Annotated in this window: 21 protein-coding genes; 6 read left to right on the top strand and 15 right to left on the bottom strand. The window is 62.1% G+C overall.

The genetic code is table 11. From position 1 onward, the window contains the following. Nucleotides 1-8: 8 nt before the first annotated feature. Entirely contained in the window at nt 9-761 is a 753-nt protein-coding gene (gene ygfZ, locus V8J81_RS01790) for a CAF17-like 4Fe-4S cluster assembly/insertion protein YgfZ (protein WP_368477575.1), read from the bottom strand. Nucleotides 762-887: 126 nt separating this feature from the next. Here ygfZ and V8J81_RS01785 point away from each other — a divergent pair, with 126 nt between their 5' ends. Continuing rightward, the gene (locus tag V8J81_RS01785) at nt 888-2078 is read left to right on the top strand and encodes a pyridoxal-phosphate-dependent aminotransferase family protein (RefSeq protein WP_368474042.1); all 1191 of its coding nucleotides are present in this window, start codon (nt 888-890) and stop codon (nt 2076-2078) included. Here V8J81_RS01785 and V8J81_RS01780 read toward each other — a convergent pair. Continuing rightward, a complete protein-coding gene (locus tag V8J81_RS01780; protein ID WP_368474041.1) occupies nt 2075-3178 on the bottom strand; it encodes a pyridoxal phosphate-dependent aminotransferase in 1104 nt (367 codons plus the stop codon). The genes V8J81_RS01785 and V8J81_RS01780 overlap by 4 nt on opposite strands. Before the next feature lie 52 nt (nt 3179-3230). Here V8J81_RS01780 and V8J81_RS01775 point away from each other — a divergent pair, with 52 nt between their 5' ends. Continuing rightward, on the top strand, nt 3231-3404 hold the full coding sequence (locus V8J81_RS01775; protein WP_368474040.1) for a Tat pathway signal protein: 174 nt from the start codon (nt 3231-3233) through the stop codon (nt 3402-3404). Here V8J81_RS01775 and V8J81_RS01770 read toward each other — a convergent pair. The 12 genes from V8J81_RS01770 to V8J81_RS01715 form a co-directional block, all read right to left on the bottom strand. Continuing rightward, the gene (locus V8J81_RS01770; RefSeq protein WP_368474039.1) at nt 3401-3763 is read right to left on the bottom strand and encodes an SH3 domain-containing protein; all 363 of its coding nucleotides are present in this window, start codon (nt 3761-3763) and stop codon (nt 3401-3403) included. The genes V8J81_RS01775 and V8J81_RS01770 overlap by 4 nt on opposite strands. An 85-nt stretch (nt 3764-3848) precedes the next feature. Next, on the bottom strand, nt 3849-4061 hold the full coding sequence (locus V8J81_RS01765) for a hypothetical protein (protein WP_368474038.1): 213 nt from the start codon (nt 4059-4061) through the stop codon (nt 3849-3851). A 42-nt stretch (nt 4062-4103) separates the two neighbouring features. Continuing rightward, the gene (locus V8J81_RS01760; RefSeq protein WP_368474037.1) at nt 4104-4523 is read right to left on the bottom strand and encodes an SH3 domain-containing protein; all 420 of its coding nucleotides are present in this window, start codon (nt 4521-4523) and stop codon (nt 4104-4106) included. Between the two features lie 125 nt (nt 4524-4648). Then, nucleotides 4649-7699 (bottom strand): valine--tRNA ligase, encoded by a 3051-nt coding sequence (locus tag V8J81_RS01755; protein ID WP_368474036.1) that lies wholly within the window; start codon nt 7697-7699, stop codon nt 4649-4651. A 137-nt stretch (nt 7700-7836) separates the two neighbouring features. Further along, the gene (gene mnmH / locus V8J81_RS01750; RefSeq protein ID WP_368474035.1) at nt 7837-8883 is read right to left on the bottom strand and encodes a tRNA 2-selenouridine(34) synthase MnmH; all 1047 of its coding nucleotides are present in this window, start codon (nt 8881-8883) and stop codon (nt 7837-7839) included. A gap of 61 nt (nt 8884-8944) precedes the next feature. After that, nucleotides 8945-10147, bottom strand: a complete 1203-nt coding sequence (locus tag V8J81_RS01745; protein WP_368474034.1) for an endonuclease/exonuclease/phosphatase family protein — start codon at nt 10145-10147, stop codon at nt 8945-8947. 4 nt (nt 10148-10151) lie between these two features. Continuing rightward, a complete protein-coding gene (locus V8J81_RS01740; protein WP_368474033.1) occupies nt 10152-11033 on the bottom strand; it encodes an NAD(P)-dependent oxidoreductase in 882 nt (293 codons plus the stop codon). Nucleotides 11034-11185: 152 nt separating this feature from the next. Then, nucleotides 11186-11953 carry a citryl-CoA lyase gene (locus tag V8J81_RS01735; RefSeq protein WP_368474032.1) on the bottom strand — a complete coding sequence of 256 codons (768 nt, stop codon included), beginning with the start codon at nt 11951-11953 and terminating at the stop codon, nt 11186-11188. Then, complete coding sequence (locus tag V8J81_RS01730) at nt 11950-13152, bottom strand: CaiB/BaiF CoA transferase family protein (protein ID WP_368474031.1); 1203 nt, start codon at nt 13150-13152, stop codon at nt 11950-11952. Before V8J81_RS01730 ends, V8J81_RS01735 begins: the two co-directional genes overlap by 4 nt. Then, a complete protein-coding gene (locus V8J81_RS01725) occupies nt 13142-14668 on the bottom strand; it encodes a tripartite tricarboxylate transporter permease (protein ID WP_368474030.1) in 1527 nt (508 codons plus the stop codon). The genes V8J81_RS01730 and V8J81_RS01725 overlap by 11 nt, the downstream gene beginning before the upstream one ends. Before the next feature lie 12 nt (nt 14669-14680). After that, nucleotides 14681-15175 carry a tripartite tricarboxylate transporter TctB family protein gene (locus V8J81_RS01720; RefSeq protein ID WP_368474029.1) on the bottom strand — a complete coding sequence of 165 codons (495 nt, stop codon included), beginning with the start codon at nt 15173-15175 and terminating at the stop codon, nt 14681-14683. 127 nt (nt 15176-15302) lie between these two features. Continuing rightward, nucleotides 15303-16280: a tripartite tricarboxylate transporter substrate binding protein gene (locus tag V8J81_RS01715; RefSeq protein WP_368474028.1), complete on the bottom strand. Its 978-nt coding sequence runs from the start codon at nt 16278-16280 to the stop codon at nt 15303-15305. A gap of 161 nt (nt 16281-16441) precedes the next feature. On the opposite strand from V8J81_RS01715, the gene V8J81_RS01710 reads away from it, so the two are divergent. From V8J81_RS01710 to V8J81_RS01695, 4 genes are read left to right on the top strand one after another with little or no spacing between them, the layout of a single operon-like run. Further along, nucleotides 16442-17050 (top strand): DJ-1/PfpI family protein, encoded by a 609-nt coding sequence (locus V8J81_RS01710; protein ID WP_368474027.1) that lies wholly within the window; start codon nt 16442-16444, stop codon nt 17048-17050. A gap of 60 nt (nt 17051-17110) precedes the next feature. Next, entirely contained in the window at nt 17111-17770 is a 660-nt protein-coding gene (locus V8J81_RS01705; RefSeq protein ID WP_368474026.1) for a response regulator transcription factor, read from the top strand. Beyond that, nucleotides 17767-19143 (top strand): sensor histidine kinase N-terminal domain-containing protein, encoded by a 1377-nt coding sequence (locus tag V8J81_RS01700; RefSeq protein ID WP_368474025.1) that lies wholly within the window; start codon nt 17767-17769, stop codon nt 19141-19143. The genes V8J81_RS01705 and V8J81_RS01700 overlap by 4 nt, the downstream gene beginning before the upstream one ends. Further along, nucleotides 19140-20171: an extracellular solute-binding protein gene (locus V8J81_RS01695; protein WP_368474024.1), complete on the top strand. Its 1032-nt coding sequence runs from the start codon at nt 19140-19142 to the stop codon at nt 20169-20171. The genes V8J81_RS01700 and V8J81_RS01695 overlap by 4 nt, the downstream gene beginning before the upstream one ends. 5 nt (nt 20172-20176) lie before the next feature. Here V8J81_RS01695 and V8J81_RS01690 read toward each other — a convergent pair whose 3' ends face one another. Next, entirely contained in the window at nt 20177-20584 is a 408-nt protein-coding gene (locus V8J81_RS01690) for a hypothetical protein (RefSeq protein WP_368474023.1), read from the bottom strand. Nucleotides 20585-20594 lie beyond the last annotated feature (10 nt).

Raw genomic sequence — 20594 nt, 5'->3', positions numbered from 1 at the left:
CACACCACCTATTCAGGGCTGGATTGCCACTTCACCTTGGCCGCTCCGGCCTGCATTGGCCTCTTCGCGCGGTCAAATCGAAGGTAGGCAATGCCCTGCCCGCCCGCTTGCGTGAAGAGCGTTCCGGCGGGTTTGCCGTCCGCGACAATCTCGGTTCCTACTGAGGCCTCACCCTCGATCGACACGGTGACGAAACCCTTCTTCAGCTCCGTCTTATGCTTCATCCGCGCGGTAACTTCCTGCCCGACATAACACCCCTTCCGGTGATCCACGCCGGACAAGCGATCAAAGCCAGCTTCCAGAATGTAGGTGTCATTCGGAACCAACTCGACGCCGGTCTCAGGCACACAAGCCGCAACACGAAGTGCGTCCCAATCAATAGACGGGTCGCCTCCCTCCATCCCGTAGGCGCGCCAACCAAGCGACGCATCTCGGGGGTCGGGGAAAGCTCCTACCGGCGCATCGCCAAGCCCACGTGTCACCGGCAAACCGGCCTCTTCAATCACAACATCAGCGCGCAGGCGGTACATGGAAAGCCGCTGTGCCAGCCCGGGGGCGAGGTCTGTTTTGACATCGACCAGAATGTCGTCGCCTCGATCCAACAAGAAGAAGTCCGCCAAGTACTTCCCCTGCGGTGTCAGGAGCGCCGCATAGGTCAACCCGTCACCGGGATCGCGCGTCACCAGACCTTTCAGAAAGCTATGCGCGTCGGCCCCACTCAGGCGCAAAACCGTTCGATCCTCTGCCCGTTCTCCGATCATCTGTTCATCCCCCGTGATCTTTCGCATCACAGCTAATCATGCGCAGGGTCCCGCGCAACATTGACCGGCTATTGGGGCCGCTATACCTCTCAAAGCAACGCACGCAATCCCCCCGGAGTACCCGCAATGTCCCTGTCCAACGGTCGCCATTACCTTGCCATCCCCGGACCCTCCGTGATGCCTGACCGGGTCTTGCAGGCGATGCACCGGGCCGCGCCCAACATTTACCGTGGTGCGCTCGTTGACATGGTTGAGACGATAGTGCCCGACCTGAAGGCCGTCGCTGGCACGTCGCATCATGTGGCCATGTATATCAGCAATGGCCACGGCGCGTGGGAAGCCGCCCTCGTCAACACCCTGTCGCGCGGGGACAAGGTGCTGGTTCTGGCAACGGGTCGCTTTGGCATCGGCTGGGGCGAGATGGCCCGGGATTTGGGCGCCGAATGCGAAGTGCTGGATTTCGGGATGCAATCCGACATCGACATGGAGCGTGTGGCGCAGGCGCTGGCGGCTGACAGTGACCACAAAATCAAGGCCGTGCTAGCGGTGCAGGTCGATACCGCGACCTCCGTCAAGAACAACATCCTTGGCTTGCGAAGAGCGCTCGATGCGGCAGTCCACCCGGCGCTGTTGTTCTCGGACAATATTGCCTGTCTGGGCTGCGACGAATTCCACATGGATGACTGGGGAGTCGACGTAATGGTCACAGGTAGCCAGAAGGGCCTGATGACCCCACCCGGCATGGCGTTCGTCTATTTCAACGACAAGGCGGACAAGGCCCGCGATCGGGCCAATATGGTCACGCCCTATTGGGATTGGCGCCCGCGCATCGACCCGGATTATTTCTATCGCTACTTCTGCGGCACGGCTCCGACGCATCATCTTTATGGCCTGCGCACGGCACTCGACATGATCGTCCATGAGGAGGGGCTGACACAGGTCTGGCGGCGGCATGGTGTGCTGGCAGAAGCCATCTGGTCAGCGCTGGATATCTGGGGCCAGGCGGGCCCGGTGCGCGCCAACATCACCGAACGTGACAAGCGCAGCAATGCCGTTACTCTGGTCAATTTCGGCCCCGGCAACGGCCTGCGGCTGCGCGAGTGGATGGAGGCAAATTACGGCGTCACGCTTGGCGTGCCGCTCGATGGTCTGGACGCGCCGGATGACTATTTGCGGATCGGCCATATGGGCCACGTGAACGGGCATATGGTGCTGGGAGTGCTCGCAGGCCTTCAGGCCGGCATGTCCGCGCTACAGATCCCGCATGGGCCGACCGGGTTGGAAGCCGCGATGAAGGTGATCGCCGAAGCCGCTTAACGGACGCGGTCCAACGCGATAGGCAAGGCTTTAGCGAAGGCGTCGAGCGTGTCATCCGGGGCGCAGGAGACGCGAATGCAGCGGTCTTGTGGGGCGGTGAACGGCATACGAACAAAGATGCCCTGTTCAACGAGAGCGGCCAGCACAGCCCGGGCGAAGTCACCATCGCCACCGCAGTCTATCGTCACGAAATTGGTCGCAGACGGCAGGGGCGTCAGCCCGTTTTCTCGCGCAATCGAAGCGATGCGGTCACGAGCTGTGGCAATCCGGGTGACGGTTTCACCAAGATAGGTTTGATCCTCCAATGCAGCCAATGCGGCAGCCTGCGCCACGCGGCCCATGCCGAAATGATTGCGGATCTTGCCGAAGGCCGTGATGAACGCCTCCTCCCCCAGCGCGTACCCCACGCGCATCCCAGCAAGGCCGTAAGCTTTCGAGAAGGTACGAAACCGGATCACGCGCGGATGCGTCATGTCCAGCGGTAGAATAGCATCCGCCGGGGCTGTGTCGGCATAGGCCTCATCCAACGCCAGAACGCAGCCCTCAGGCAAGGCGTCGATCATCCGTTGCACCGTGCCGGTATCATGCCAGCTTCCCATCGGATTGTCGGGGTTAGCGAAGTAGATCAGTTTTGCGCCGACCTCATGCGCCTTTGCAATTAGCGCCTCAGGGTCTTCCTGATCATCGGCGTAAGGCACTTTGTGGAGCGTCCCGCCAAAGCCCGCGACATGGTAGTTGAACGTCGGATAGGCGCCATCGGACGTCACCACCGCGTCACCCTGTCCAATCAGCAACCGGACGAGATAGCCGAGCAAGCCATCGATCCCCTCCCCCACCAGCACATTGCCGGGGGAGACGCCGTGATGGACGGCTAGCGCGTGGCGCAGATCGTGCACCTCCGGGTCGCCATACATCCACGCACCGCTTGCGGCGTCAGCCATGGCCGCAAGCGCGCGCGGGCTGGGGCCGAAGACACTCTCATTCGCGCCGAGCCTTGCGGAAAAGGACGCACCTCGCGCACGCTCCTGCGTTTCAGGGCCGACGAATGGCACGGTAGAGGGCAAGGATTGGACGAGCGGGGTGTAACGCGGCTTGGTCATACGTCCTCGTTTGCCGATTTTTCCCCGCCCGGCAAGTAGGACGCGGCCCCATATGGAAGGCATGACGCCAAACAGACGCCAATTCATCATCCTTGGAACTGCCGCAGCCACCGCTGCGCGGCTCGGTCCAGCCATTGTCACGCGCACCGGCGGACGGCGCGTGTTGACGCTCGTTTATGACAAAGGGTTGGGCATGCTGCGGGCGGTTGACCGGCTGATCCCTTAGTAGCTGTCTTCCGTCAAAAACCGGCGGTTGACCCAGCCACGCTGAGTTCCATTCCAGAAAATCAGGCACCATGTCGGGTAATTGTTCAATTGTGACTGCTGTTGCGCGGTCAGCGCGAAGAATTGCTGCTGCGTGACGGTTGGCACGCAGTACTCGATTTGTACCCCCCGCGCATTGAAAGGCAGCGCGTCGATTTGGAAATAGTTGGTGCCCGGCCCAACGCGGACATTTAGCACATCGTTGGATGCAACGTTGTGGACGCGCCATGCATCGGGTCCATCGGCGGTGGCATTTGCCATCGGGGTCAAAGCAGCCAAAAGCGTGGCAACCAAAGTGAGGCGGGCAAACAGAGCTTTCATCGTTTTCGTCCTTGAAGGGGGTGACGCTTTGAAAAGCCTAGCGGAAATGGGCGCAGCCGCTCAATGGCTGGTTCGGCTCAGCCCCTCAAAGAACCGGTAAAAGCACCTGCGCCAGTTGCACGATCAGCGCGTCGGCAATGCCGGCATTACGGCCGTCCGAGCGTTGCAGGCCCATGCCCATCGTCCGCACTTCACAGGCGGCAATGGCGGCCGCAATCATCACCACCAAACCCAAAAGCCCCCGCCGCTTGGCGGGCAGCAGAAGGTGGCGGATCATCAGTGTGTCGAGCGTTTGCATGGGCAAAACGGCCCGGCTGAGGCCGGGCCATCCTTTTGTGAGTTAGTGAGATTGCGCGAGGAAGCGGGCATTCACCCAGCCGCGCACATGGCCGTTATGCGCTACAAGGCACCAGCGCGAGGGGCCGCGGCTCGTCGAGATCACGGTGCAATCCTGCAACTGAACGCCATAAGCGTTGTGCGCCAGGGCGTAGACAACATGGTTGCGGACACCGGGGCCACTGCGCACGTTCAGGTGGTCGTAATAGCTGACGCCCGAGACGTGGTACCAGGAGTAGTTGTTGTAATGGCCCCAGTTGGAATGGCCGTAACCGCCGCCGTGGCCGTGGTAATTCACGGTATGGGTTTGGCCGTAGCCGTATTGGGGGTAGGTTTGCTGACCGTAACCGGTGGCTGAGGCAGCAGTGGCGTTGACCGACAATGCGGCGACGAGGGCGAGAGCAGTGGCTTTAACAAAACGCATGGAAGGGGTCCTTGTGTTTAAATCTATGCCGCCACTATCCTCTTTTTCTGGTTACGCCCTCAATGGAGGGATTCCTGCCCCGTGGCCTTAGCGTTAGACGGGGCAGGCATCGTTTGCTGTTCTGCTCAACCGACTTCGGCCAACCGCGCCAAAGCCTCTTTCAGGCGCGCCTCCTCCTCTTCCCGGGCGGCGAGGTTTTCTTTCGTTTCCTCTACCACTTCCGGCGGCGCGCTTTCGGCAAATTTCGGGTTGTTCACCCGTCCACGCAGACCGCCGAGTTCTTTAGCCAGCTTGCCCAACGTCTTCTCCAGCCGCGCCTTTTCTTCGGCCACGTCGATCAGGTCGGCAATCGGCAGCGCGAAGGTTCCACCCTCGACCGCAATCGTCACGGCACCCTTGGGTAGGCTGTCGGTTGGGGTGACTTCGGAAAGCCGCGCAAGACGTTCGATCATCGCAGCGTTGCGTGCGAAGGCCCCCTGCCCGGCTTCATCCAGATCTGCCTGCAAGAGCTGGCATTTGAGGCCCGCTGGTACGTGCATCTGAGCGCGAACGGAGCGAATTTCCTCGATCAGAGAAATTACCCAGCGCATCTCCTGCTCAGCGCTTTCGTCAATCAGATCAGCGCCATAGGCGGGCCAGTCGGCGTGGACGAGGGGCTTCTCGCGATCCGCGATTTCTCCCCACAACTCTTCGGTGATGAAGGGCATGGTGGGGTGCAGCAGGATCAGGCACTGGTCGATGACCCAGGCCATCGTGGCACGGGTTTCCGCGATCACGGCCTCGTCGCCTGACGCGAAAAGCGGTTTGGCGAATTCCAGATACCAGTCGCAGACCTTGCCCCAGACGAATTGATAAAGACCGTTCGCGGCATCGTTGAAGCGGTAGGCTTCCAGCGCTTCGTCATGGGCCAGACGTGCGCGCGCGGTCTCACCGACGATCCAGCGATTGACGGTTTGGGTGACGTTCGCCGGGTCGAAATCGGCGGACGGTTTGCATTCATTCATCTCCGCAAAGCGCGCGGCGTTCCAGAGCTTGGTGCCGAAGTTGCGGTAGCCCGCGATGCGGTCTTTGCTGAGCTTCAGGTCGCGCCCCATGGCGGCCATGGAGGTCAGCGTAAAGCGGACGGCATCTGCGCCGTACTCGTCGATCAGTTCCAGCGGGTCGAGGACGTTGCCGGTGCTCTTCGACATCTTCTTGCCCTTCTCGTCGCGGACGAGGGCGTGGACGTAGACGTCCTTGAAGGGGATGTCGTCGACGACGGCGAGCTGCATCATCATCATCCGGGCGACCCAGAAGAAGATGATGTCGAAGCCGGAGATCAGCGTCGAGGTCGGGAAATAGCGTTTCAGTTCAGGCGTTTGCTCGGGCCAACGAAGGGTGCCGATGGGCCAGAGACCGGAGGAGAACCAGGTGTCGAGGACGTCCGGATCGCGATAGAGCGGAACAGTCCGGGGCATTAGCGCTACGAGTTCGTCGCCAACTGCATCGACTGGAATCTCGCGAATATCCTCGGGTTCGAAACCTGACCCGGCATAGTATGTTCGGGCCAATTCGCTCGCCGCTTCAAAGTTTGGCGCGCAGAAGGATTGGGGATTTTCGAAATCATATGCAAGTTTCGCCGATCCATCGTCGGCTGATGTGCGGACGAACGAAGGCCCATACCAAACTGGGATCTGGTGCCCCCACCACAGCTGGCGCGAGATCGTCCATGGCTCGATATTCTCCAGCCAGTGGAAATACACCTTCCGGTGCTGTTCGGGCATGATGCGAACGCGGCCGTCGCGGACGGCGTCGAGGGCGGGGCCGACGATTTTTGCAGTATCTACAAACCATTGGTCGGTCAGCATCGGCTCGATCACAACCTTGGAGCGGTCGCCGAAAGGCTGTGTGATGGGCTTGGCCTCGACCAGCGGGACAGCGGTGATTTCCTCGTCCTCACCCTTCTTTTTCTTGCCCCCAAGACGCGGATCGTCGGAGGTGGTCATGACGGCGAGGCCTTCTTCGGTGATCTCGGCCACGACCTTTTCGCGGGCCTCGAACCGGTCCAGCCCGCGCAGGTGATCGGGGACGAGGTTGAGGGCATCGACCTCCATCTCACCGAGGGTTTTCTCACCATTTGCAACGGCTTGCGCGATTTCCGCGGCCTCGGCATAGGGCGCGCCGTCTTCGCGTAATGCGCCTTTCGTGTCGAGCAGACGGTAGCAGGGAATGCCGCCGCGCTTGGCGACCTCGTAGTCGTTGAAGTCGTGGGCGCCGGTGATTTTCACGGCACCGGAGCCGAAAGTCATGTCCGGATATTCATCGGTAATGATCGGGATCAGGCGGCGGTGTTTCTTCGGCCCAACCGGAATTTCGCAGAGTTTTCCGACGATTGGCGCGTAGCGTTCGTCATCGGGATGGACCGCAACCGCACCGTCCCCGAGCATAGTTTCCGGCCGCGTTGTGGCGATGGAGATGTAGTCGCGCGTCTCGCGAAGGGTGACGTTGCCGTCTTCATCTTTCTCAACATATTCATAGGTTTGGCCACCGGCGAGCGGGTATTTGAAATGCCACATGTGGCCCGCGACGTCGTTGTTTTCGACCTCAAGATCCGAGATTGCGGTCTCAAAGTGCGGGTCCCAGTTAACCAGCCTTTTTCCCCGGTAAATCAGGCCCTTATTGTACATGTCGACGAAGACGCGAATGACGGCGTCGTGGAAATTGCCCTCTTCACCTTCGGGCGCATTCGGGGCGCCGGACATGGTGAAGGCTTCGCGGGACCAATCGCAGGACGCGCCGAGGCGTTTGAGCTGTTCGATGATGGTGCCGCCGGACTGTTTCTTCCACGCCCAGACGTGATCGAGAAATTCCTCACGGCTGAGATTTCGCCTTTGAATCTGGGACTTAGCCAGCTCTCGCTCGACAACCATCTGCGTCGCAATGCCCGCATGGTCGGTGCCGGGTTGCCAGAGCGTGTCGAAGCCGCGCATGCGGTGCCAGCGGATCAGGACGTCTTGCAGCGTGTTGTTGAAGGCATGGCCGACGTGAAGGACGCCCGTCACGTTGGGCGGCGGGATCATGATCGAGTAAGCGTCTGATTTACCGTCCCAATTCGCGCCAGCGGCAAAGCAATTGCGGGCCTGCCACATCTGGGAGATACGGGCCTCGGCCTCAGCTGCGTTGAATGACTTTTCCATGCGTCTCGTCCAATTCACGGGTGTGAAGCGTGAGGTAGCGGAAGCGGGCGCGAAGGCCAAGGGGCGACCGGGCCGCAGTAGCTCTGTCAGGAAAACTGAGTCAGAAAATCTGAGTCATTAACCAATTCAAGCCGAAATTAACCAAGGTCGCGAACCAGGCGGCGGGCGGTCTGGTCGATGGCCTCCGCACTCAGATCGCCCGCATCGAGAACCGCCGCAACCGGGGTCTCATCATCCCGGCGCAGGCGGCGGTAGGCGGGGTCGTAATGGTCGGTGATGAGCGCGTGGGCGAGCGCCTCGGTCTGGCCGTCCCGAAGGAGGGCCAGCCAACGGTCCACCGTGGCGTGGCCAGCGATGGCGCGGAGGCCGTTGAGCCGGTCGGTTAAGGCGGCAGGCTGCGCGACCAGCGCTGCGTATTGCGCGGCGAGGTAGCGCGCGCGGACCTCTGACGCGGCTTCCAGCACGATACGGGGGCTGGCTTTCATTGCGCCCCAAAGCGCGGGCGGCAAACGGAGCGTGCCGATGCGGGCGCTTTCGGCTTCGATCAGCAGCCGACGGTTGCGGTCGAGCGGCGCGAGCGCTTCGAGGATACGGGATTCGAAGCCCTTCTGCGCCGGTTGTTCGCCGTCGATGTCGCCCAAGATGGAGCCGCGATGTTTGGCGATGCCTTCGAGGTCGAGGACTTGCGCACCGTGGGTTGCGGCGGCGTTCAGGACATACGTCTTTGCAGTGCCGGTGAGGCCGTCGAGTCGAATGACGTTGAAGGGCAGGACAGCATCATAGAGCCGCGCCACGACATGGCGACGCCAGCTTTGGTAGCCGCCGTCCAGAACTTCGGCCCTCCAACCGATCTGTTGTAGGATCGATGTGAAACTGCCGGAGCGCTGCCCGCCGCGCCAGCAATAGACGAGCGGTCGCCAGCCGCCGTCATGGTGCATCATGTGCCGCTCAATCGCAGTGGCGGCGTTGCGGGCGACAAGCGCTGCGCCGATCTTGCGCGCTTTGAAGGGGCTGTCCTGCACGTAGATCGTACCGACCTGAGCGCGTTCCTCGTTCGACAGGACGGGCATGTTCACCGCGCCGGGGACATGATCCTCGGCGTATTCAGCCGGGGACCGAACGTCGATGATCGTGTCAAAACCGGTATCCTGCAGGGCGGTCAGATCGGTAAGCGTGTAAGGCATGGACCCTGCGTTAGGTGAGTTCGCGGCCGAGGTCCACCGCCGTCCTTCGCATCGGGCAAGCCTAAGACCGCAGTCGCATATGCGCCATGATCTGTCCGTGGTCCGAGGCGAGTTTGTTGTAAGGCGCTTCGGGGTGCGAGCCGTCAGTCATGTGGTCGTTGAGGACGGAAAAATACTCCATCTCGCCGATGCGGTCGGGGTTTTCGGGCAGGAAGTGGCGGGACATGAAGATCTGGTCAATGCTCTCATAGACGCCGCCAAAGGCCGAGGTGAAGACCATGTCACGGCGGGATTTGCGCGCGAAGAGGCTTTCGGCGGAATGCAGGCGCACGACCTCTATATCCTCGGTGATCTGTTCGTGTTCCTCTTCGCTGTAACGGTCGCGCGGGGTTTGTGCATCGTGGCGGAGCATCCATTGGTAATTCTTGAAGGGTGCCTCGCCGGTAATGATTTCGGAGCTGACGGCATGTTCGCTGTCGTTGAAATCGCCAAGCACCATGACGGGGTGGCCCTGGTTCAGCTCATCCACGATGGCGCGGCGGAGCACCCAGGCTTCGGCCATCCGCCGCAGCCCTGCGCGCAGGGAGCCGAGGGCGCGGCCTGTGGGGTCGTAGTTGGTAAGATCGTTTTCAGGGGCAAAGGCGGCACCGGGTGGGGTGATCTGTTCGCCCAGTTTGGATTTCAGGTGGCAGTTGAAGACCGTGATGATGGTGTCGCCGACAGGGATGCGCGCCATCAGGATTGGGCGGGATAGGCGGCGTATACGGAAAAAGCCTGCGTCATCATTCTCGAACCCGCGCAAAGGAGCGAAAGGGATGTCAAGCGGGCCGGGAAGGTCTTGAATGATTTGGGGCGGCTCCGCAAAGCCGAGGCGTGACAGGATAGCGACGCCAGGGCGGCGTTTGCCCGCCTCTCCCGTATCGGCCGCGTTGGGGGCAAAGGCGAGGGCCGCGTCGTCATAGGGCTCCACCGCCAGCTTCCTGAATATCGCCTTGCGATGATAGCGCTTGGAGGGGTCGGGAATGGTGGCTGCGTTCAGCTCATGCGCGCGGCGGGAGGTTTCGGCGATGACCGATTGTAAGGCGTCTTCCTCAAATATCTCCTGAAAGCCCACGATATCGGCGTTCATGGTCAGAAGCTGATCGGCCAGCCAATCCACTTTCCAAGCGTATTCCTCGGGCGTGTAGGATTGGAACCGGTAGTATTCGCGGTCCGCTCCGATAAGGTTCTTGACGTTGAAGCAGGCGATGGTGAAGTCGGTCACGGGCTCAGATCTCGTCGTTCATCTTGCGGAACCGCTGGATGAGGGAGGAGGTGTCCCACCGCCCGCCGCCCAATTGCTGCACCTCGGCGTAGAATTGGTCGACCATTGCCGTCACTGGCAGGCTCAGCCCCATATCCTTGCCCTGCGCCAGTGCGATGCCAAGATCCTTGCGCATCCAATCGACCGCAAAGCCATGGTTGAATTCATTGTCGACCATGGTGCCCGCGCGGTTGGCCAGCTGCCACGACCCGCCCGCGCCCTGGCTCACGAGATCGGCGACCTGCTTAGCATCAAGCCCGGCCTTCATCGCCATATAGAGCCCCTCGGACACCGATTGAATCGCGCCAGCGATGCAGACCTGGTTGATCATCTTAACGAGCTGGCCGGAACCCACGGGGCCGAAATGCACGGACGCCTTGGAATAGGCGGCGATCACGGGCTTCGCAGCGTCGAAATGCGCCGCGTCCCCGCCGCACATGATCGCCAATTGCCCGTTCTCGGCCCCCGCCTGCCCGCCAGAGACTGGCGCATCGACCCATCCCACGCCTCGATCAGCCGCCATTGCGGCAAGCTCCTTTGTGACGATGGCGGAAACGGTGGTGTGATCCACAAAGATCGCACCCTCTTTCATGCCCGCCAGCGCACCATCCTCGCCCAACACAACCGAGCGCAAATCATCGTCGTTGCCGACGCAGGCCATCACGAAATCCGCGCCCTCAGCCGCTTCACGAGGGGTGGCGGCGTGTGACCCGCCAATCTCCGAGGCCCATTTCGCAGCTTTCTCAGCGGTGCGGTTATAAACCGTCACCGATTGCCCCGCGCCCAACAGATGCGCGGCCATGGGGTAGCCCATCACGCCAAGTCCAAGAAATGCCAGTTTCGCCATGGGAGCCTCCGCCAATTTGATTAGCGCGGAAGGTAGCAGGCGCGGCGGTGGTGTCTAGCGGTGCTATCCGGCACCCGGCAAAACTCGGCCCCCGTCTTCCATGTGCCAGAAATATCCCGGGGGGAGTCCGCAGGACGGGGGGCAGCGCCCCCCTACCCGTCAAACGTCCAGCGATACCCGGGCGGTGTGGGGCCCTTGTTGCGGCCCCCCTGCTCGACCTGCTCCCAGGCATGGGCAAGGATGCCGACCGATCGCGACAGGCAGAAGAACCCGCGCGCCAGCGGTGCGGGGCAGCCGAGTTCGGCGAATATCACCGCCGTGGCCCCGTCGATGTTCATGGGCACCGGCTTGCCCTTCTCTTCGGCCAGATGCGCCTCGATCGCGCGACCGATCATGGCATAGGCCCCGGGAACGGACCCCGTTTCGGCGCATTCATCGACAAGTTGCAGCAGGCGCGGGGCGCGCGGGTCGGTGGGTTTGTGAAAGCGGTGGCCAAAGCCCGGCAAGTAAGGGCCGTTCTGTGCCCGCCATGTGCCGAGGGTCGAAGCGATGTTTTCGGGGCCTGCGCGTTCGACATGGTGGTAGAGCGCCACCGCCTGCTCGCCTGCCCCGCCATGGACGTCGCCGAGCATATTCAACCCCGTCGCCATGGCGTTGTTCAGACCCACGCCACAGGTCGCGGCCATCCGCGCGGCGGCGATGGAGGGTGCTTGTGGGCCATGGTCGACGGCAGCGACCAAGGCGGCCTCGAACAAAGCCGCGCGCGGGCCCATGATCTCTTCACCCAAGACCATTAACCAGATCATCTGCGCAAAGGACCGGTTGCCGATATGCTCCTGCACAGGAGTACCGCGTAAGTCGATCCGACCCGGCTCCATGTCGATGATCTTGGTGCGCCACCAGTCGGACACATCGCTCATATCGCCCCCTCCTCACTCATCCTTTGGACATCGTCCTCGGAGTAGCCCAGATCGCGCAGAATGTCGTGGGTGTGCTCTCCCAGTTCGGGCGGTGGTGTTGCGACCTGCGGGCGCACATCATCCATGCGAAAGCCTGTGGTCATGACGTCGATGCTGCGTCCGAGGCCATCCGGCTCGAACCGGGCAATGAGCCCCCGGTCGGCCACCTGCGGGTGAGCAAGGATTTCCGGCACACTCAGGACCGGGCCCGCCGGAATACCGTTTGCGTTGAGCGCCGCGACCCAATGGGCGGCGGGTTTGCCCGTAAGCACCGTCTCCAGTTCAGCGCGCAGGGCATGGCGGTTGGCCTTGCGGTCTTCCCGCGTCGCAAACCGCGCATCTGCGAGGAGGTCGGAACGACCGAGGAGGGATGCGAGCGCCTGCCATTGTTCATCCTTGTTGGCGGCAATGTTGAGCGGCGCATCCTGCGCTTGGAACGTTCCCGATGGCGCGGAGGTGGGGTTTTCGTTGCCATGGGCCTGCGGCGTGGCCCCGCCGATCAGGTGGTTGGAGACGACCCAGCCCATGGTGGCGAGCGTGGCCTCTAGCATGGAGACGTCGATGAAGGTGCCGCGTTTCGGCCCGTTGAGGGCGGCGGTGATCGCCATGGCGGCGGTCAGGCCGCCGATGGTGTCACTGAGCGGGTAGCCGACGCGGGTCGGTGCGCCGTGGCCCGTGATCGACATGACACCGGATGCGCCTTGGATGATCTGATCGTAGGCGGGTTGTTTGGCCATCGGGCCGTCTTGGCCGAAACCGGAAATGGCGCAGTAGATCAGTACCGGGTTGGTCTGGCGGAGGGTTTCGTAGCCCAGGTCCAAGCGATTCATGACGCCGGGGCGGAAGTTCTCGACAAGGACATCTGCACTGGCAACGAGGCGTTCGAGGGCCTCTTTGCCGAAGGGGTGTTTGAGGTTGAGCGTGAGGGATCGTTTGCCCGCGTTCTGGGCGAGGAAGGAGATGCCCATGCCATGCGCCGAGAGATCAGGTGAGGCCCCTAGGTTGCGGGCAAGATCCCCCCGCCCCGGCGTTTCGACTTTGATGACCTCAGCGCCCAGATGGGCCAGTTGGTGGCAGGCGAAGGGACCTGCGAGGACGTTAGTCAGGTCGAGCACCCGCACCCCAGACAGGGGTGCAGGTGAAATCGCTTCAATCGCCATCCGCCACGCCTTCGGCCCGCTTGCGTGCCCGCCGAGCGCGGAAGCTCGGCAGCAGCACCAGCACCGCGGCGAGGATCAGCAGACCCAGCGCCATGGGCCGGTCGAAGATGAAGCCGAAGCCCTGCGCCAGCTGCATGGAGCGTGACAGGTTATCCTCCAGCATCGTGCCGAGGATGAAGCCGATAAGAAGCGGCGCCAGCGGGTAGTCGGCAAAGCGCAGGATCGTGGCGATCACACCGAAGCCCACGAGGATCAGAAGTTCAGTCGAATTGTTCTGGCCGATATAGGCCCCCATCAAGGTGAAGAACAAAATGAACGGGATCAGGTAGTTGCGCGGGATCGCGAGGATCTTGGCGATGTAGGGGATCAGCGGCAGGTTCAGGATCAGCAGAACCAGATTGCCGATATACATCGAGATGATCACGGCCCAGAACACCTGCGGCTCGTCCGTCATCAGGCGAGGCCCGGGCGTGACGTTGAGCGCGATGAGCGCGCCCAGAAGGATTGCCGTGGTGCCGGAGCCGGGAATGCCGAGCGTCAGCAGGGGCACGAACGAGCCCGTGCAGGCGGCGTTGTTGGCCGTCTCAGGGGCCGCAAGGCCCTTGATGGAGCCTTTGCCGAACTCCTCCTGCTCGCCCTTCGGCGCGATGTTGCGTTCGACGGCGTAGCCCAGGAAAGAGGCGATGGTGGCCCCTGCCCCCGGCAGGACGCCAATGAAGAAGCCCTGCACCGATTGCCGCCCTATGACGGGAACCATCTTGCGGCCTTCCTCACGGCTGAAGCGGAGGTTGGTGATCTTGCCGCCCGACGCCCCGTCTGAGCCTTGGGCCGAGCGGGCCGGGTTCATCACAAGGAAGATCGCCTCTGGCAGGGCGAACATCGCCATAGCCAGCGTGATGAACGAGAAGCCCGATTGCAGGTCCATCAGGCCCATGGTGAAGCGCGGCATGTTGAATTGTGCGCCTTCGCCGACGGTGGCCATGATCAAGCCCAGTAGCGTCATCATCAGCGCCTTGCCGACTTGGCCCGTGCCCGCAAAGGCGGCGATGGCCGAGAGGCCCACCACCATAAGCGCGAAGTATTCGGCGGAGTGGAAGAGGAGTGCCACGGAGCTGAGCATCGGCGCGAAGACCATCAGGAGGATCGCGCCGATCGTGCCGCCCGCGAAGGACGAGACAGCGGCGATGGTGAGCGCTTTGCCCGCCATGCCCTTTTGCGCCATCGGGTAGCCGTCGAAGCTGGTCGCAACTGTGCCCGCGACCCCCGGCGCGTTCAGCAGGATGGAAGAGGTCGAGCCGCCGAAGATGGCCCCGTAATAGACACCTGCCAGCAGGATCAGTGCGGCGGTGGGATCCCCCAGCGTGATCGCCACGGGGATCATGATTGCGATGATCGACATCGGGCCCAGGCCGGGCAACATGCCGATGAATGTGCCGATAATGCAGCCGAAGACGACCATCATCAGGTTGAACGGGTTGATGGCCGTGGACAGGCCGATCATGAGTCCTTCAAGCATGGCGGACCTCCCTCAATTCACCAGAAAGGTGGGCCAGGGCCGCAGGAAGATGCCGAGCACCTCTTGCACCAGATACCACACAAAGAAGGTCGCTACGGCGGCGATGGGGATGAGGTAATGGAACTTACGCTCCCCCAAAACCGTGGCGCCAAGGCTGAGAAACAGGATGGTTGAGGCGATGAACCCCAAAGGACGCAGGCACAGGGCGTAGGCCACCATGAGGCCCAGAAGGGCGAGCGCCTGGCCGATGTGATACTGGCCCAGATTGCGGTAGTTGATGTCGGTGGCCGAAGGCTCTTTCACGGTGTTCTGCTTTTCGATGCCGAGCAGGACGACGAGGCCGACAATGACGCCGCAGATTGACAGGATTTTCGGGAAGGTCGAGGGCCAGACCGGATTGCGCTGCATGAAGGGCGGCAACAGGTGGTCCATGGTGAAGAACGCGGCATAGCCGTAGAGCACACAGAGTGCCACGAAGACCAACGCGATCCAGCGATCGAGCGCCATGGGGTGCCTCCCTTTCGATTTAAATTGTTTTGGTGATCCCGGGCCAAGGCCGCGCCTACGACGTGAGGCAAACGGGGATTCAGCCCGGGAAGTGGCGCGCGAGTGAGCCCCGCGCGCCCTATTGGATTTACAGGAAGCCCAATGTCCGCATCAGATCACCGATCTGCTGTTCCTGCGCTTCGAGGAACGCCTCGAAATCGTCGCCGGGGTTGTGGATGTTCACCCAACCGTTGCGGGCACGGACCTCTTCCCATTCTGGGGTGTCGTACATCGCAGCGATGGCGGCGCGCATGTTGCCGACCGTTTCCTCGTCCAGACCCGGAGCCGCGAAGAAACCGCGCCAGTTGACGAATTCCACGTCGAGGCCCTGCTCCATCATCGTGGGAGCATCAGCGAAGGTGTCGACACGCTCAGCCGAGGTCACACCGATGATGCGAACCTCGCCCTGCTGTGCCAGCGCCACGGCTTCAGAGAACCCGGTAGAGAGCGCTTGGATCTCACCCGACAGAAGCGCGGCCATGGCGGCACCACCTGCATCATAGGCCACGTAGCTGAAGCCGGTCGGATCCTGATCTGCGGCCTGCATGGCCATGGCTGCGACGAGGTGGTCCATGCCGCCGGGCACGGAGCCGCCGCCAATGGCGAACGCGCTCGCATCGGCTTCATAGGCCGCGACAAGGCCGGCCATATCCTGAATTTCGCTGTCTGCGCCGACGACCAGCGCAGCATAGTCACCGATCGTGCCGGCGACGAGCGTGAGGTCACGGAAGCTCTGCGGGAACACACCCGTCAGCGAGCGGATCACGATGGGGGTGGAGTTCACCATCATCGTGTTGCCCATGCTGTCGGCGTTTTCGATCAGGTGGGCAATCGCCACACCGCCGCCGCCACCGGACATGTTTTCGTAGGATGCGGTGCCGACGATGCCAGCGCCTGTCAGCGCCTCACCGGTTCCGCGTGCGGTGCCGTCCCAGCCGCCGCCTGCCCCGCCGGGGATCAGGAAGTGCAGTTCTTCGAGAACCTGGTGCCCGTCAGCTTGAGCTGCACCAGAGAATGCCACCATCGCGGCGGCCGCTGTCATCATGACGCGACGCGTAAATTTCATTTGGTTTTCCTCCCATAGATGGACGGTCCTCCACCGTCCTTGCGGAGATTCGTTGCACGTGAAGCTGACAGAAGCCTGACATGGGCGCAGGCCGGGCTAGGTTCGCGTTGGGGTCGGTGCCGGGGATGGCAACTGCCACCCGTGCAGTCGGAGGTGATTTCATGCAAAAAATGGCAGCCCTTGTCTTTCCTGGTTTTCAAACGCTCGACTATTTCGGGCCGATCGAGATGTTGGGCGGGTTTCGCGATGAGATCGAGGTTGTGACTGTGGCCAGCACGCTGGACCCAGTGCCAAGCCGACATGGGCAGCGGATCATGCCGGATAGGACGTTGGCAGAGAGCAGCGATTACAAGCTGCTGTTTGTGCCGGGTGGGGACTCGGCTTTGGACGCGATCAAGGATGAAGTCCTGGTTCATTGGGTGCGGGAGGTTGCGGGCAAGGCGGATCGGGTGATGGCGGTTTGCACGGGAACGATCCTGTTGGGCATCACGGGCGTGCTGGATGGCAAGTGCGCAACGACCAATAAGCTCGACTTCAACGACACGGTGCATCTGGCCCCGAAGGTGGAGTGGGTGAAACAGGCGCGTTGGGTGCAGGATGGGAAGTTCTTCACGTCGTCCGGTGTGTCGGCGGGGATGGACATGGCGCTGGCGGCGGCGGCAGACCTTTTCGGGCGCGCAGCCGCCGAGAAGATGGCCGAGGAATGCGAGTATATCTGGAACGATGATCCAAACCACGACCCGTTCGCTTCTTTGGCCGGTCTGGTCTGACATCTGAGCGGTTGCACGAGGCGAATGGCAGCGGCACTCTCGCGCGTGAGGGAGGGCCGGATGCGGTTTCTATTAGTCGAAGACAATGCGGAATTGGCCGATGCGGTGGTGCAGCGCCTTGGGCTGGACGGCCATGCGGTGGACCATGCCGGCACGTTGGCGGCGGCCGAGGATTGCCTGGCAGTGGCCGAATATGACCTGATCCTGCTGGACGTGATGCTGCCCGATGGCGATGGGCGCGATTTCCTGAGCCGCCACCGCGACCATCTGGAGACACCCGTGATCGTTTTGACGGCGCGCAGCCAGATCAGTGACCGGGTGGGTGCCCTAGATCAGGGAGCGGATGACTACATCACGAAACCATTTGATTTCAGCGAGTTGGAGGCACGTTGCCGGGCGGTGTTGCGCAGGCGCGGTGGGGCTGCGAAGAACGAGATCACATTGGGCGAGGCAGTGTTCGACCCGATGGCGGGTACCTTGCGGCATGGCGCGCAGGTGCTGGATTTGCGGAACCGGGAATTGCGGTTGCTGGAGGTTTTTGCGCGTGCGCAGGGGCAGATCCTGTCGAAAGGGCAGCTTCTGGATCGGTTGTTCAGCATGGACGCCGATGTGACCGAGAATGCCATCGAGGTTTACGTGGGTCGATTACGCAAGAAGCTGGACGGGGTGGGCGTGCGGATCGAGACGGTGCGCGGGCTTGGCTACCGGATGGATACATGAGCGGCGGGTTCTCCGAACGCTGGTCGATTGCACGGCGGCTGACGCTGTTTCTGGCGGCAATGGTGGCGATCCTGGCGCTTGTTAGCTGGTACATGGTGACATCGTTCGCGCGCGAGGCTGCGGGGCGGACACAGGACAATATCCTTGCGGCCTCGGCCACTTCCATTGCTGAGACACTGCGCTCCGAAGGGGGGGAGATCCGGTTGGAACTGCCTTATTCCGCCTTTTCGATGTTGGGCGCTTTGAGCGAGGATCGGGTGTTCTACCGCGTGGCGGTGGGGGATGAGGTGCTTACGGGATACGGCGATCTGGTGGGGCCGGACGCTACCTCAGGCGAGGCGCGGTTTGCCACCGTGCCCTACCGCGACGTGACCGTGCGGGCGGTCAGTTTGCAGCGTATCATCCAGCGCGACGGGGCGGCAGTGCCGGTGACGGTGACTCTTGCGCAGACGCGCGATGGGGTGCAGGCGATTGCGGCGGGGCTTTCGCGGCAGGCGGCGTTCCTGTCGGGGATGGTTTTTGTCTTGGCGGTAGGGATTGCGGCGTTTGCTGTGCGCGCTTCGCTTAGGCCGCTGAACACGATGGCACAGCATCTGGCGACGCGGGGGCCGTCGGATTTGCGCCCGCTCAGGCGGCAGGGACCGCCGGAATTGATGCCACTGGTGCACGCGCTCAACAGGTTGATGGAACGACTTGGCGGTTCGCTGCGGCGGTCAGAGGATTTCATCGCGGAGGCCGCGCATCGGGTGCGCACACCACTGGCGGTTGTGCGCACACAGGCGGAAATTGCTCTCCATTCGGTGGAGGAAGAAGGCCAGAAGCGGACGTTGCGCAGGGTGATCCGTGCGGTGGACGAAAGCTCTCGCTCCGCTTCGCAATTGCTGGATCACGCCATGGTCTCGTTCCGGGCGGATGATCTGACGCGGGAGCGGCTTGATCTGCCTGCGCTGGTCGGGGATGTGGCCGAGGCGCTGCGGCCCACAGCGCAGATGAAAGATATCGATATTGCGCTGGATGTGTCCCCGGCCCATGCCGAGGGTGATGAAATCCTAATCCAGAACGCGCTGCGTAATGTGCTGGATAATGCCATCAAATACTCGCCCGCCGAAACGGTCGTGACCCTGTCTGTCCGCAATGGCGCCGGCGAAACTCAAGTGATGGTGCGCGATCAGGGCCCGGGCTTTGGACAGGCGTCGGCCACGCAATTGACCGAACGGTTCCGCCGTGGCGATCAGGTGGAGGGTGTCGTCGGGTCAGGCCTTGGGTTGACCATCGCTGATGAAGTGCTGCGTGCCCATGGCGGACGCCTCGACCTGACCAGCAATGAGGAAGGAACGGGCGCATGTGTGTCGCTCATCTTGCCCGCCGCGTGAGGTGGTTCTTTGCGCCCCTCCTCGGGTCGCTGTTTGCGTCCCTCCTCGCAGCGGTCGCGGGGGCGCAGGGTTTCGAGATTGAGGATCGGCGGACCTATCCGGGTACGGGCGCGGATGTTCTGCGGGTGATCTCGACCGCTGATCTGGATGTGTTTGAGCCGTTCTTGCTGCGGTTCCAAGAGGCCAACCCGGAACTCGGCATCGACTATGTCACCGCATCCTCTGCCGAATTGCACCGTGCAATCCGGGGAGGTGCGACGTTCGATCTCGCCTTGTCTTCCGCCATGGATCTGCAATTTGCGCTTGCCAATGACGGCTTTGCACAGAGCTATTCCAGCGCGATCACACAAGCCCTACCGGATTGGGCGCGTTGGAATGACCGGCTATTCGCCTTCACGGCAGAGCCTGCAGTGATCGTGATCAACGAGGCCCGGTTCGAGGGCCTTGCCCTGCCACGCACTCGGGCCGATCTGGTTACACTGCTGCGCGATTATCCGGAGCGATTTGCCGGGGGTGTCGGAACGTACGACCTACGCGCCAGTGGACTTGGTTATCTGTTCGCCACGCAGGAGGCGCGCTCAACGGATGCTTATTGGCGCCTGACGGAGGTGATGGGGCGGCTGGAGGCGCGGCTCTACTGCTGTTCGTCGCAGATGATCGACGATGTTGCCTCAGGAGACCTGGCACTGGCTTACAATGTGCTTGGCTCCTACGCCGAAGGGCGGTTGGGCACGGATGAAGGGCTGGCAATTTTACCCTTGGAGGATTTCGCCAATGTCATGCTACGCACGGCGTTGATCCCGGCCACGGCAGAGCGGGTGGATGATGCGGGTCTGATGCTGGACGCGCTGTTGAGCGAAGGAATGGGCGACGGTGCAGACCCTGTCCTGCCGCCGCTGCAAGCGCGTGGAGAGGCGGCGGCGTCAACCTTCGGGCCGATCCGCTTGGGACCGGCCTTGATGGTGTATCTCGATCGCCTGAACCGTGAGAGCTTTCTGGAAGCTTGGGATGCTGCGATGGAGCAATGAGCGACTTAGGCGGACTGGGATCCGCTTTGCTTTTCCTCAAGAAACAGAACACGGGCCCACATTGCGAAAAGGCCAATTGAGGCCGTCACGACGACGAAGATCGCCCAAGGCAGGAGCGCCATGTTCAAAGCGCGCGCGCGCGGCATCAAAACAACAAAGGCCATCGACACGGACATCAGCAGATCGAACCAGACCTGATTGCCTGTCGCGTTGGTGGTGTGGTTAGTCCAAAATGTCAGCGGCGGGTCGACACTGAGGGTGTAGACCGTCCAAGCCGTGAACGCGGCGCAAATGAGTGCAGGTATGCGCCACCGGCCTGTGGCTGGGGAGGTTTGAGATTGAAAGGGACGTTTCAGGACGTAGAGCGCTGCGCTGGCGAAAGCGGCGGCAGCGAGGATGTGAAACAGGGTCATGGGACTCGCC

The organism is Gymnodinialimonas sp. 202GB13-11, assembly GCF_040932485.1.
GTDB lineage: Bacteria > Pseudomonadota > Alphaproteobacteria > Rhodobacterales > Rhodobacteraceae > Gymnodinialimonas > Gymnodinialimonas hymeniacidonis.
Note: the sequence above shows the minus strand (reverse complement) of the source record. Positions and strands in the feature narration are given on the sequence as shown.

Bases quoted from the DNA above. Each gene is read 5' to 3' on its own strand.
- ygfZ (WP_368477575.1), bottom strand. From the start codon at position 761: ATGATCGGAGAACGGGCAGAGGATCGAACGGTTTTGCGCCTGAGTGGG.
- V8J81_RS01785 (WP_368474042.1), top strand. From the start codon at position 888: ATGTCCCTGTCCAACGGTCGCCATTACCTTGCCATCCCCGGACCCTCC.
- V8J81_RS01780 (WP_368474041.1), bottom strand. From the start codon at position 3,178: ATGACCAAGCCGCGTTACACCCCGCTCGTCCAATCCTTGCCCTCTACC.
- V8J81_RS01775 (WP_368474040.1), top strand. From the start codon at position 3,231: ATGGAAGGCATGACGCCAAACAGACGCCAATTCATCATCCTTGGAACT.
- V8J81_RS01770 (WP_368474039.1), bottom strand. From the start codon at position 3,763: ATGAAAGCTCTGTTTGCCCGCCTCACTTTGGTTGCCACGCTTTTGGCT.
- V8J81_RS01765 (WP_368474038.1), bottom strand. From the start codon at position 4,061: ATGCAAACGCTCGACACACTGATGATCCGCCACCTTCTGCTGCCCGCC.
- V8J81_RS01760 (WP_368474037.1), bottom strand. From the start codon at position 4,523: ATGCGTTTTGTTAAAGCCACTGCTCTCGCCCTCGTCGCCGCATTGTCG.
- V8J81_RS01755 (WP_368474036.1), bottom strand. From the start codon at position 7,699: ATGGAAAAGTCATTCAACGCAGCTGAGGCCGAGGCCCGTATCTCCCAG.
- mnmH (WP_368474035.1), bottom strand. From the start codon at position 8,883: ATGCCTTACACGCTTACCGATCTGACCGCCCTGCAGGATACCGGTTTT.
- V8J81_RS01740 (WP_368474033.1), bottom strand. From the start codon at position 11,033: ATGGCGAAACTGGCATTTCTTGGACTTGGCGTGATGGGCTACCCCATG.
- V8J81_RS01735 (WP_368474032.1), bottom strand. From the start codon at position 11,953: ATGAGCGATGTGTCCGACTGGTGGCGCACCAAGATCATCGACATGGAG.
- V8J81_RS01730 (WP_368474031.1), bottom strand. From the start codon at position 13,152: ATGGCGATTGAAGCGATTTCACCTGCACCCCTGTCTGGGGTGCGGGTG.
- V8J81_RS01725 (WP_368474030.1), bottom strand. From the start codon at position 14,668: ATGCTTGAAGGACTCATGATCGGCCTGTCCACGGCCATCAACCCGTTC.
- V8J81_RS01720 (WP_368474029.1), bottom strand. From the start codon at position 15,175: ATGGCGCTCGATCGCTGGATCGCGTTGGTCTTCGTGGCACTCTGTGTG.
- V8J81_RS01715 (WP_368474028.1), bottom strand. From the start codon at position 16,280: ATGAAATTTACGCGTCGCGTCATGATGACAGCGGCCGCCGCGATGGTG.
- V8J81_RS01710 (WP_368474027.1), top strand. From the start codon at position 16,442: ATGCAAAAAATGGCAGCCCTTGTCTTTCCTGGTTTTCAAACGCTCGAC.
- V8J81_RS01705 (WP_368474026.1), top strand. From the start codon at position 17,111: ATGCGGTTTCTATTAGTCGAAGACAATGCGGAATTGGCCGATGCGGTG.
- V8J81_RS01700 (WP_368474025.1), top strand. From the start codon at position 17,767: ATGAGCGGCGGGTTCTCCGAACGCTGGTCGATTGCACGGCGGCTGACG.
- V8J81_RS01690 (WP_368474023.1), bottom strand. From the start codon at position 20,584: ATGACCCTGTTTCACATCCTCGCTGCCGCCGCTTTCGCCAGCGCAGCG.